The organism is Pedobacter frigiditerrae, from assembly GCF_004331645.1.
In the GTDB taxonomy this organism is placed as follows: Bacteria; Bacteroidota; Bacteroidia; order Sphingobacteriales; family Sphingobacteriaceae; genus Pedobacter; species Pedobacter frigiditerrae.
Map to the genome: position 1 here is coordinate 443,273 of NZ_SJSK01000001.1, position 12,149 is coordinate 455,421.

General features: G+C 34.3%; 11 protein-coding genes. 7 read left to right on the forward strand and 4 right to left on the reverse strand.

Features of this window, described 5'->3' with window-relative positions:
• Position 1 precedes the first annotated feature (1 nt).
• On the reverse strand, positions 2-352 hold the full coding sequence (gene panD / locus EZ428_RS01895; RefSeq protein ID WP_131551415.1) for an aspartate 1-decarboxylase: 351 nt from the start codon (positions 350-352) through the stop codon (positions 2-4).
• Between the two features lie 70 nt (positions 353-422).
• The gene (panC, locus tag EZ428_RS01900; RefSeq protein WP_131551416.1) at positions 423-1,271 is read right to left on the reverse strand and encodes a pantoate--beta-alanine ligase; all 849 of its coding nucleotides are present in this window, start codon (positions 1,269-1,271) and stop codon (positions 423-425) included.
• Positions 1,272-1,421: 150 nt separating this feature from the next.
• Here panC and EZ428_RS01905 point away from each other — a divergent pair, with 150 nt between their 5' ends.
• The 3 genes from EZ428_RS01905 to glmS all read left to right on the forward strand — a co-directional run bounded on the left by EZ428_RS01905 (position 1,422) and on the right by glmS (position 5,607).
• Positions 1,422-2,246 (forward strand): glycogen/starch synthase, encoded by an 825-nt coding sequence (locus EZ428_RS01905; RefSeq protein WP_131551417.1) that lies wholly within the window; start codon positions 1,422-1,424, stop codon positions 2,244-2,246.
• Between the two features lie 23 nt (positions 2,247-2,269).
• The gene (locus EZ428_RS01910; RefSeq protein WP_131551418.1) at positions 2,270-3,679 is read left to right on the forward strand and encodes a DUF4270 domain-containing protein; all 1,410 of its coding nucleotides are present in this window, start codon (positions 2,270-2,272) and stop codon (positions 3,677-3,679) included.
• A gap of 89 nt (positions 3,680-3,768) precedes the next feature.
• Positions 3,769-5,607 (forward strand): glutamine--fructose-6-phosphate transaminase (isomerizing), encoded by a 1,839-nt coding sequence (gene glmS / locus EZ428_RS01915; RefSeq protein ID WP_131551419.1) that lies wholly within the window; start codon positions 3,769-3,771, stop codon positions 5,605-5,607.
• 52 nt (positions 5,608-5,659) lie between these two features.
• Here glmS and EZ428_RS01920 read toward each other — a convergent pair whose 3' ends face one another.
• The gene (locus EZ428_RS01920; RefSeq protein WP_131551420.1) at positions 5,660-6,094 is read right to left on the reverse strand and encodes a single-stranded DNA-binding protein; all 435 of its coding nucleotides are present in this window, start codon (positions 6,092-6,094) and stop codon (positions 5,660-5,662) included.
• A gap of 3 nt (positions 6,095-6,097) precedes the next feature.
• Positions 6,098-7,189 carry an A/G-specific adenine glycosylase gene (gene mutY / locus EZ428_RS01925; RefSeq protein ID WP_225870973.1) on the reverse strand — a complete coding sequence of 364 codons (1,092 nt, stop codon included), beginning with the start codon at positions 7,187-7,189 and terminating at the stop codon, positions 6,098-6,100.
• Positions 7,190-7,332: 143 nt separating this feature from the next.
• Here mutY and EZ428_RS01930 point away from each other — a divergent pair, with 143 nt between their 5' ends.
• The 4 genes from EZ428_RS01930 to radA all read left to right on the forward strand — a co-directional run bounded on the left by EZ428_RS01930 (position 7,333) and on the right by radA (position 11,861).
• The gene (locus EZ428_RS01930) at positions 7,333-7,635 is read left to right on the forward strand and encodes an HU family DNA-binding protein (RefSeq protein WP_055133196.1); all 303 of its coding nucleotides are present in this window, start codon (positions 7,333-7,335) and stop codon (positions 7,633-7,635) included.
• Between the two features lie 6 nt (positions 7,636-7,641).
• Positions 7,642-8,511 carry a tetratricopeptide repeat protein gene (locus EZ428_RS01935; RefSeq protein ID WP_131551421.1) on the forward strand — a complete coding sequence of 290 codons (870 nt, stop codon included), beginning with the start codon at positions 7,642-7,644 and terminating at the stop codon, positions 8,509-8,511.
• Between the two features lie 249 nt (positions 8,512-8,760).
• Positions 8,761-10,311 carry an Rne/Rng family ribonuclease gene (locus EZ428_RS01940; protein ID WP_131551422.1) on the forward strand — a complete coding sequence of 517 codons (1,551 nt, stop codon included), beginning with the start codon at positions 8,761-8,763 and terminating at the stop codon, positions 10,309-10,311.
• 173 nt (positions 10,312-10,484) lie between these two features.
• Entirely contained in the window at positions 10,485-11,861 is a 1,377-nt protein-coding gene (radA, locus tag EZ428_RS01945) for a DNA repair protein RadA (RefSeq protein WP_131551423.1), read from the forward strand.
• Positions 11,862-12,149: the final 288 nt, after the last annotated feature.

The window sequence follows — 12,149 nt, forward strand, 5'->3', positions numbered from 1 at the left end:
ATTATTTTAGCAGACGATTATTGTCGTCTGGGAAAACAAGAATTGGCTGATATTTTTTTGCTTCTTCCATTGGCAAAGAACCATAAGACATAATAATCAGAATATCTCCAACCTGCACTTTGCGAGCTGTAGCTCCATTTAGACAAATCATACCACTACCACGTTCACCTCTAATTGCGTAAGTTTCAAAACGTTCGCCATTGTTATTGTTAACAATTTGAACCTTCTCATTAGGAATGATATTGGCTGCATCTAATAAATCTTCATCTATAGTTATGCTACCAACATAATTTAATTCTGCTTGTGTTACCTTAACGCGGTGTATTTTCGATTTTAAAATCTCGATAATCATTGTGCAAAGCTATGAATAAAGTTTTACAGTTTGGAGCTGCAAGTTCTCAGCTCAAAGTCAAAACTTAAATCTAATTAAGAAGCATATTATCGATTAAACGAGTTTCACCTACTTTGGCAGCAACAAGCGCTATTGGATTTTTAACTTGTTTATTAGCAATTGGCAATAAAGTTTCGCCTTCTGCAATGGTAAGATAATCTAATTCTACACCAGGCATCTCATTAATCATTGCCTTAGCTTTTAATAGCAAGTCAGTCAAATCAGATTTGTTGAAATTATCTGCTACATATTTTAATGCCCTGCTTAATATTAAAGAATGTTCCCTATCTGTTTTAGATAAATGAATATTTCTAGAGCTCATGGCTAACCCATCATCTTCTCTTATAATTGGACAAGAAACTATTTCAACGGGCATATTAAAATGCTTCACCATTCGTTTAATCATTAGCACCTGCTGGAAATCTTTTTGACCGAAAAATGCAACATCAGGCCCAACTGCATCAAAAAGTTTCTTTACAATTTGAGTTACACCTTGGTAATGGCCTTTCCTAAACTCGCCTTCCAATAAAAACTCAGCAGCTCCTAGGTCAATATACCAATTTTCTGGTGTTGGAAAACTAGGGTACATTTCCTTTACTGTTGGCATAAATACAAAATTACATCCCGCCTCTTGCAGCATTTTAATATCATGTTCAAGCGGACGTGGGTATTTTTCTAAATCTTTTGGATCTGTAAATTGAGTAGGATTTACAAAAATACTACATACAACAACATCAGCATGCTGTTGCGCAATCTTAATTAATGAGAGATGCCCTTTATGTAATGCACCCATGGTAGGTACTAACGCAACTTTAGATTTTGCCATTTGTAAAGGCATTAACAACATTTGTAATGCTGAGATTGTATTTGTGATTTCCAAATTATCAATTGGTTTTTAAAGGCTCAAAGTTGAACAATTATCTAAAACTTACAAAGCCTATTGCACAAGTTATTGATAAATGTTAATATTATTCGTACCTTTGCACCTTGATAATCTTTAAATTAACATAATTTAATATACACTATGGAGATGGCAAAAACGAAGCTACTGATTGTTACACACGAGATGTCGCCTTTCCTCGAACTTACTAAAATTTCTGAAATTACCCGTCAACTGCCTCAAGCGATGCAAGAAAAAGGATTCGAAATCCGCATCTTGATGCCTAGGTTTGGTAACATCAATGAAAGAAGAAACAGGTTACACGAAGTTATTCGATTATCAGGAATGAACATTATTATTGATGATAATGACAATCCGCTAATTATTAAAGTAGCCTCAATTCCTGCCGCACGTATGCAGGTTTATTTCTTAGACAACGAAGATTATTTTCAAAGAAAGTATGTTTTTAGAGACAAGGAAAACAAATTTTATGCAGACAATGACGAACGTACTATTTTCTTCTGTAAAGGAGCATTAGAAACTGTTAAAAAATTAGGCTGGGCACCAGATATTGTTCATTGCCATGGCTGGATGACTTCTTTAGTGCCTGCTTATATTAAAACTACTTATAAAAACGACCCAACATTTAAAAATGCCAAAGTTGTTTATTCGGTTTATGAAAACTGTTTTACAGAAACTTTAAATGCTGATTTGCACAAAAAAGCTGTGATGCAAAATATGACTGAAGAAGATACAAAAGCATTTATTAAAGCAGATAGTAATAGTTTACACATTGGAGCCATAACTCATTCAGACGCAGTAGTTTTAGCTGATGAAAAGATTGACAATGATGTGTTAAAATTTGTTAAAGATTCTAATAAGCCAACTTTAGCCTTTAATTTAACCGAAAATTACGAGAACTTCTTCAGTTTTTATGAAGAAATCTCTGATGAAGAATTGGTTTCAGTAGCTTAAGAAGCATTATTTTAATAACAAATATGAAATTTATAAAACTAGACTTATTAACCCTGTTGATAAGTCTTTTTCTTTTCGCTTCATGCGAAAATTCCTCTACAATTGGTTTAGAAGTTGACCCGAGTATCGCTGTACAAGGAGCTTTGGTTGATACTATTACCATTAGTTCTAGAACATTGAAAGACGACATTACATCTACGGTAACTGCCGCTAGATTTCCAATGGGATTTTTAAAAGACCCTATATTTGGCACAACAGAATCAAGCTTGGCTATGGCAGTAAACCTGCCAGTGGATGCTTACAACTTCGGGACAACACCTGTTGTTGACTCAGCTATTTTAGTTTTAAAGTATGGTGGTCAATTTTATGGAGACAGTACCGCTAATTACAGTATTGATGTTCATCAGTTAAATGTAAATATATCCAGAGAAACTTCTTTTTTAAGCGATAGAGATTGGTCTTATTCAACACTTTTAGGCAATAAAACTGGTAAATTACGTCCAACAACAGCTTATAAAGTAACAGATGTTGTTGCGGGAAAGGCAGACACACTTAGAACAGTTAGTCCTCAAATAAGAATACCTTTAGATAAAACATTTATTCAAGAAAACATTGTTAATATAAGTGCAGAGAATTTAAAATACAATGCAAATTTTACAAGGTTTTTTAATGGCTTACATGTACAAATAAACAAAACAAACTCTACCGGTAACGGTGGTATAATGTTTTTTGACTTTGGTAGTGCTTCCTCATCTCTTGTTTTATACTATAAAAAAGCAAATGTAAGCACTGGCTTAAAAGATACGGTTTCTATAGATTTTCCAATAGTAGCTAGCACAAATCCAGTTGCTGCAACAATTAAGCATGATTATACAGGCACACCTGTTGCCACACAATTATCAAATCCAAGTATACAATATCCAGTTACATATTTACAACCACTATCTGGCCTAAGGAACAAGATCTCATTCCCATACTTAAGCAAATTTGCTGCAAGCACAGGCAAAATCGTAGTCAACAAAGCTGAACTTGTTATTGACCTAAGTTCAGGCTCTGATGCTATTCCTTATAACGCTGCCCCTAGGTTAGCACTTTATAGGTATGACATTGCTGAAAAAAGACAGAATTTACCAGACAACAATGCCGGATCTTCAACTTCAAGCCCTGACCCTCGTTACAGTGGCACTTTTGGAGGTTATTACAATGTTTTAACTAAACAATATATTTTTAATGTTTCAGCATACGTACAAGACCTTCTGGATGGCAAAACCATAGATTATGGAACCTTCTTAGCCGCTACACCTTCAACAGAATTTGAAGTATTTCCTTCAATAGCAACAGCATCTAGAGCCGTTATTGGTTCATATAAAAAGAATCCAGTTGCTGGTGATAATCTAATGAAATTAAATATTTATTATACCAAGATAAATTAGAGATATAAATAATTTTATAACTTCTAAAATCCCTCGGAAATTAACTATTTTCGAGGGGTTTTATTTTTCAAGAACTAAAAGGACTATATATGTGTGGAATTGTAGGTTATATTGGCTTTAGAGAAGCTTGGCCCATTGTAATTAAAGGACTAAAAAGATTAGAGTATCGTGGATATGATAGTGCTGGAATTGCCTTAATTAATAATGGCGATCTAAATATCTTTAAGAAAGCAGGCAAAGTTAATGAACTTGAAAATTTTGCTGAAGGGAAAGACTTAGCGGGAACAATTGGGATGGGCCATACTAGATGGGCTACACACGGAGCTCCTTCAGATAGAAATTCACATCCTCATACTTCAAACAATGGTAGGTTATCCATTATTCATAATGGCATTATAGAAAATTATGCTGTTTTAAAAGAAGAGCTTTTAAGCAGGGGGCATATTTTTAATAGCGACACTGATACAGAAGTATTAATTCATTTAATAGAAGAGATTTACAAGAATGAACATAATGATTTATTAGAAGCTGTTAGACTAGCATTAAAGGAAGTTAGTGGGGCCTATGCTATAGTAGTAATGGATCAAGATAATCCCGACCAACTGATTGCTGCTAGAAAAGGAAGTCCAATGGTAATTGGAGTTGGCCAAGGAGAATATTTTATCGCTTCTGATGCTACACCAATTATAGAATATACAAAAAATGTAATTTATCTTAACGACAATGAAATCGCATTCTTAAAACGCGATGAATTGATGATAAAACGCTTAGACAATGTTGTTCAAACACCCTATATACAAGAACTAGAACTTAAGCTTGAGATGCTGGAGAAAGGTGGTTACGATCACTTTATGTTAAAAGAAATCTATGAGCAACCCCGTTCGATTAGGGATTGTTTGAGAGGAAGGATTTATCCAGAAGAAGGTAAGGTTCAACTTGGAGGTATTAAGGAGTTCGTTGATAAGCTTAAAAACATTGATCGTATAATTATTGTTGCCTGTGGCACATCTTGGCATGCTGGCTTAGTTGGTGAATATTTAATTGAAGAATATGCTCGTATACCCGTTGAAGTGGAATATGCTTCAGAATTTAGGTATAGAAATCCAATCATAACCGAAAAAGATGTGGTAATTGCGATATCTCAATCTGGAGAAACTGCAGATACAATGGCTGCAATAGAAATGGCTAAAGAAAAAGGTGCAACCATTTTTGGCATTTGTAATGTAGTTGGGGCTTCAATCCCAAGACTTACTCACGCAGGGGTTTATACTCACGCGGGGCCAGAAATTGGAGTGGCATCAACTAAAGCATTTACTGCACAGGTTACTGTATTAACACTAATAGCCTTTTATATCGGTCAGCAAAGGGGAACAATTACCAGTTCTAAATTGATTGAATTATTAACCGAGCTTGATTCTATTCCCGATAAGATACAAATCGCCTTAAAATCTAATGATATTGTTAAGGAAATTTCTGAGAAATTTAAGGATTCTAGGAACTGTTTATTTTTAGGGAGAGGAAGCGGCTTTCCAGTTGCGCTAGAAGGCGCATTAAAACTAAAGGAAATCTCGTACATACATGCTGAAGGTTACCCGGCGGCAGAAATGAAACATGGCCCAATTGCCTTAATTGATGAGGAAATGCCTGTTGTTGTGATTGCAACTAAAAACTCATCTTATGAAAAAGTAATTAGTAATATTCAAGAGGTTAAAGCTAGAAAGGGTGTAGTTATAGCTATAGTTACAGAGGGGGATATTGAAGTAAAAAAAATGGCTGATTATTGTATTGAAATACCTGATGCAAATGAAGCATTTTTACCATTACTTGCAACTATTCCGCTTCAACTATTATCATATCATATTGCTGTATTAAGAGGTTGTAACGTAGATCAACCAAGAAATTTAGCAAAATCTGTTACAGTTGAATAAGAACAAAGAAGCCTCAAATTAATTTGAGGCTTCTTTGTTCTTATGGTCTTTTCTAAAAAGGGAGATCGCCAGTTTCAGCTACCGAATCATTGTTTGGACTTACGTAATCATCTTCACTTTTTGGAGTTCCAGAGCTAACAGGCGTATTTTCAAAATCACTTTTCCTACCTAGCATAGTAAAGTTTTCGGCTACAACTTCTGTTACATATTTCTTTACCTTCTCTTTATCTTCAAAAGAGCGTGTTCTTAATTTTCCTTCAATATAAACTAGCTTTCCTTTCTGAAGATATTTTGATGCTACTTCTGCCAAACCTCGCCATAGCACAATATTGTGCCATTCTGTTTGTTCAACACGTTTACCATCTTTGTTATACGTTTCTGAGGTTGCTAAAGGAAAGCTTGCAACTGTTACACCACCTTCTAGATGTCGAACTTCTGGATCCTTACCCAGGTGCCCCACTAAAATAACTTTATTAATACCGGACATAGATTAAATATTTGGTTTGTTTTGCAAATACAATTCAAAAAAATCACTTATAACTTTCGGATGAGGCAGAACTGCAAAATCCTCAACCATAACCGATTTAATATCTGTATGCATATTAAAGTTAATCATATAATTTTCTAAACCAAAAAAATGAACATATATAATTTGGTGAGTTAAAATATGTTTTTTTTGCATCAAAGATTTGATTTTTATATCGTTACCAAACATTTCTTTTACTGTATCATTAAACTGTGTAACATTTAAGCCTACAGGTCCACTGGTTTCAATCAAAGGAAAATCATACATCTGCTGCCAAACATCCCCTGGCTTTCGCTGTTTAATTAAAATTTTATCGCCTTGTAATGCAACAAAGTAATTAAACCATCTTTCTCTTACTTTTACCTTTTTAAGCTTAACTGGCAATACATTCACTTTGTGATTTTTAAGTGCAAAGCAACCAACTTGTAATGGGCAAATACTACAACTAGGAGATTTAGGCTTACATTGTAACGCACCAAATTCCATTATCGCCTGGTTGTATACTGATGGTTTTTGACCTTCAATTAGACTTTGAGCAAGCGCTGAAAATATTTTTTTCCCAGTTGTAGAGTTAATTGGTTCTTCTATTCCGAAGTATCGAGATAGCACCCTAAAAACATTTCCATCTAAAACAGCTTTAGATTGATCATTTGAAAAAGAAGATATGGCTGCTGCAGTATAATCGCCTATTCCTTTCAACTCAATCAACTTATCATAATCTTTTGGGAAGTTACCACTATGCAATTCCATTACTTGTTTAGCAGTAAAAAGCATATTTCTACCCCTAGAATAATAACCTAAGCCTTGCCAAAGTTTTAAAACTTCAGTTTCAGTGGCACCTGCAAAAGTTTTTACCGTTGGAAAGTTTTCCAAGAACTTGTTAAAGTAAGGCAAGCCTTGCTCAACCCTAGTCTGTTGTAAGATGATTTCAGATAACCAAATTACATAAGGATCTGTTGTACTACGCCAAGGAAGATCGCGTTTATTAATTTTATACCATTTTATTATTTCGGTTTGGAAGCTCATTTCATCAAAAATACAATCAAAACTTGTCATTTTATTAAAACTTGCAGTGACATGATGATTTTGATTGTAAATAAATCATCTTTTATTTTCCTATCTCATTAAAAAGCAATACTTTTGCAACCCCAAAACAGTTATAATATTAAATACACAATAACTTAATAAAATAGAAAAATATGACTAAGGCAGATATTATTTCAGAAATATCAACAAAAACAGGCATTGAGAAAGTAGATGTACAAGAAACAGTTGAGGCATTTTTCAAAGTAATCAAAAACAGTATGATTGGCGGCGAGAATGTATATGTTAGAGGATTTGGAAGTTTCGTTGTAAAAAAGAGAGCACAAAAAACTGCTAGAAATATTTCTAAAAACACTGCTATCATTATCCCAGAGCATTTTGTTCCTAGCTTTAAACCTGCAAAAGTATTTGTTGATAAAGTTAAAAACAACTCTAAAAAAGTTAAAGCAGAAGCTTAATTCATTATGTTAAACAATATCCGTTCAAAACAAGTTATTCTTATTATTGCAATATTATTGCTTGGCGGATTTTTGTTTACTAGAGACGTTAAGGGCCTGGTTAAACCAAAAGATGAAGCTGGACAAATACCTACAAATGGACAAGCGACTGCATCATCAACCCCGCAAATAACTATCGAAGAAGTTTCTACTACTGCAAAGAATTTAGTGAGCAGTGCAACTGCTAAAGAAATTATTGCGTTAGAGAATTCTTATAAAAGTGCTTCGGAGGGAGATAAAATTACAAACGCAAAAACATTAGCACAGAAATGGGATGATGTTGAGCAATCTGTTCCAAGCGCAATGTACTTAGAGGTTGTTGCCAATAATGAAGGTACACTTTCAAATTGGTTAGATGCAGGAACTCGTTTTTTGAAAGCTTTTGACAACACCCAAGACAGTTTGATACAACCAGCTATGTTACAAAAGGCAAATAATGCCTTTACAAAAGCATTAGCGATTGACACCAGCAGTAACGATGCAAAAACTGGTTTAGGCATTACCATCGTAAACGGCTTAGGTGCTCCAATGAGTGGTATCGCAATGTTATTGGAAGTAGTTAAAAAAGATCCAAAAAATTTAAAAGCGAACATGAATTTAGGCATGTTCGCAATCAAGTCTGGTCAGTTTGACAAAGCTATTATTCGTTTTAACGACATTATTAGCAATATTAAAGCTACACCAGATGCCTATTTTTACTTAGCTACGGCTTATGAAAATCTAGGAAAAAACACAGAAGCAATAGACGCTTATTTAAATAGCAAAAAATTAGCCGCCAATCCTACATTATCAGGTTTTATAGATAAAAAGGTGGCTGAGTTAAAGAATAAACGTTAATTAACAGAATTAATAAAAACATTAAAAACTTAAAATTATGCCAAGCGGTAAAAAAAGAAAAAGACATAAAATGGCTACGCACAAACGTAAAAAACGTTTAAGAAAAAACAGACACAAGAAAAAATAGGATTTTCCTATTAGTGCTTTGGCCAAAAATAAATGTTTCTTAAATAAAGCATTTATTTTTGGATTCAATGTTTTTTGGTCCATGTGTAATAAGGCATTAAATTGCCTTAAAATCTGTAGCTTTTGGTAAAGGAATTAATAATCGATTCTACTCCTACGGGAGTAACCATAGCTTTAATTGAAGATAAATACCTTGTTGAGCTTCATAAGGAACACATTAACAATAATTACGCCGTAGGCGATATTTATTTAGGTCGCATTAAAAAAATTATGCCTGGCCTAAATGCTGCATTTGTTGATGTTGGTTATGAGAAAGATGCATTTTTGCATTATTTCGACCTTGGCCCACAAGTACAATCTTTGATAAAGCTTACTAAAATTAAGCGTAACGGCACAGTCAATGGAACTTTATTAGACAATTTTAAATTAGAAGCCGACATTAATAAAGCGGGTAAAATATCCGAAATTGTCAGCAAGAATTTGATCTTACCTGTTCAAATTGCTAAAGAACCAATTTCTACTAAAGGCCCAAGATTAAGCTCTGACCTTTCTATAGCAGGAAGATACATTGTCTTAGTTCCTTTTTCGAACGTAATTTCGATTTCTAAAAAGATTAAAAGCAATACCGAACGTAATCGTTTAAAAAAGATTATTGAAAGTATTAAGCCTAAAAACTTTGGAGTAATCATTAGGACTGTTTCTGAAGGTAAAGGCGTTGCCGAATTACAAAAAGATTTATTGGATTCTGTATCCAAATGGGAAAACTTTACTAAAAAGTTACCTGATGCAGAGCCTTCTAAACGTGTTTGGGGAGAGATGGATCGTACTTCTACCCTAATCAGAGATATTTTAAGCGCTGATTTTACAAATGTTTATGTAAATGATGCAAATCTGTTCGAAGATATACGTTCTTATGTACACGAAATTTCTCCAGAAATGGAAAAAATCGTTAAACATTACAAGCATAAAGAGCCAATTTTTGAGCATTTCGGCGTTGAAAAACAAATTAAAAATGGCTTTGGCAAAACAGTAAATCTTGCTGGCGGAGCTTATTTGGTAGTAGAACATACTGAGGCTTTACACGTAATTGATGTAAACAGCGGTAATAGAACTGCTAGCAAAGAAAATCAAGAAGAAAATGCTCTTCAAGTTAATAAAGAGGCTGCAAAAGAAATTGCTCGTCAATTGAGGTTGAGAGATATGGGTGGTATTGTGGTTATCGATTTTATCGATATGCATAAACCGACCAATAGAAAAATGCTCTTTGATTATTTACGCGATTTGATGTTGTTAGACCGTGCTAAACACACCATCTTACCTCCAAGTAAATTTGGTTTAGTGCAAATTACTCGTCAACGTGTTAGACCGGAGATGAATATTGTTACGGTTGAGAAATGTCCAACTTGTGATGGTACTGGAGAAATTAAAGCCAGTATTGTTTTAATGGATGATATTGAAAGTAACTTGACATACATTTTGCAAGAGCAGAATGAAAAGAATATTACACTTTGTGTACATCCATATATTGAAGCCTTCATTAAAAAAGGATTAGTTTCTTTACAGTGGAAATGGTTCTTCAAATTTGGACAACGCATTAGGGTAAAATCCATGTCTTCTTATAATTTAACTGAGTTTCATTTTTTATCTTCTAAAGACGAAGAGATTAAATTGTAAACCTTAAATCCCCTAAAGGGGACTTTATAAAACATAGCCTAGTTTCAAATTGAAATTAGGCTTTTTTTGTTTAAAACTTAATCCGATTATTCCATTGATTACATTTAAATTCATGTTTCAAATCGTTATTCATAAATCTCTACCTGCGGCAGGCAGGCAAATTGTAAATTAAATTGGCTAAAACTAAATCTGCTTATTTCTGTCAAAGTTGTGGCTATGAATCTGCCAAATGGCTAGGTAAATGTCCATCTTGTAACCAATGGAATACTTTTGTTGAAGAAGTTATTGACAAAGGTGTTGCAAATATTCCCACGTGGAAATCGCCTTCTGGCACACAAAGATTAAGCAAGCCAAGCAAGGTTGAAGAGATTTTGAGTGCAACTGAAGAAAGAACCAGTACTGGAGATGCAGAATTAGATAGAGTATTAGGAGGTGGATTAGTTGCTGGCTCTGTTATTTTAATTGGTGGAGAACCCGGAATAGGCAAGTCGACTTTAATGCTGCAATTAGCATTAAATGTAGCTGGCAGAAAAATCTTATATGTTTCTGGTGAAGAAAGTGAGCAACAGATTAAAATGCGAGCAGAGCGGATTACTGCAAATCCAAAATCAGATTGCTATATACTTACAGAAACATCAACACAAAACATATTTAAGCAAATTGAGCAATTAGAGCCAGAAATTGTAATTGTAGACTCAATACAAACTTTATATTCTGCTCATATCGAATCAACTCCAGGGAGTGTTTCTCAAGTAAGGGAATGCACGGCTGAATTATTACGTTTTGCTAAAGAAACCAACACTCCTGTATTTCTAATAGGCCACATTACCAAAGACGGAGCCATTGCAGGCCCAAAAATTTTAGAACACATGGTGGATACCGTTCTTCAATTTGAAGGAGATAGGCATCATATCTATAGAATTTTAAGGTCGATTAAAAATCGTTTTGGTGCAGCCGCAGAATTGGGAATTTACGCTATGCAGAGCAGCGGGTTAAGGGAAGTTTCCAACCCTTCGGAAATCTTATTAAGTCAAAGAGATGAAGAGCTGAGCGGCATAACAATTGGTGCTACTTTAGAAGGCGCTAGACCAATGTTAATCGAAACACAAGCATTGGTTAGCGTTGCCGCCTATGGAACTCCTCAACGCTCTGCTACAGGCTTTGACACAAAACGAATGAATATGCTTTTAGCCGTTTTAGAAAAGAGGTGTGGATTTAGGTTAAGTGCAAAAGACGTTTTCCTAAACATTGCTGGTGGCATAAAAGTCGAAGACCCTGCAATTGACCTTTCAATAATGGCTGCTATTATTTCTTCTCATGAAGATATTTTTATTTCTTCTAAAATCTGCTTCGCGGCAGAGGTTGGTTTATCTGGAGAGATCAGGGCTGTTAATAGAATAGAACAAAGAATTTCTGAAGCAGAAAAGTTAGGCTTTGAAAAAATCTTCATTTCTAATTACAACCTAAAAGGATTAGAAAGGGGTAAATTTAAGATAGAAATTATAACGGTTAGCAAAATTGAAGAAGTGTTTTCTCTACTTTTTGGGTAGACTTTTGAATATTAATATTGGAATGAATTTCCCACTTTAAGATAATTCGGGAAATAATTCCACGTCCTTAACCAAAGAATGCGTATTCCTTTTTGCGGTTAATTTACATAAACATCAAACTATCAAACAATTGCAGACGATTAATTAAAATATGAGAATTTGGGCAAATAATTGCCTGATGTTTTGTGTTATTAGTTCCAGTGATGGATGCTAATAAAAACAATAGGGATGATTAACCTCACTGCTGGAAGCAGTGGGGTTTTTTTCTGAATAAAATTTACCAAAAGA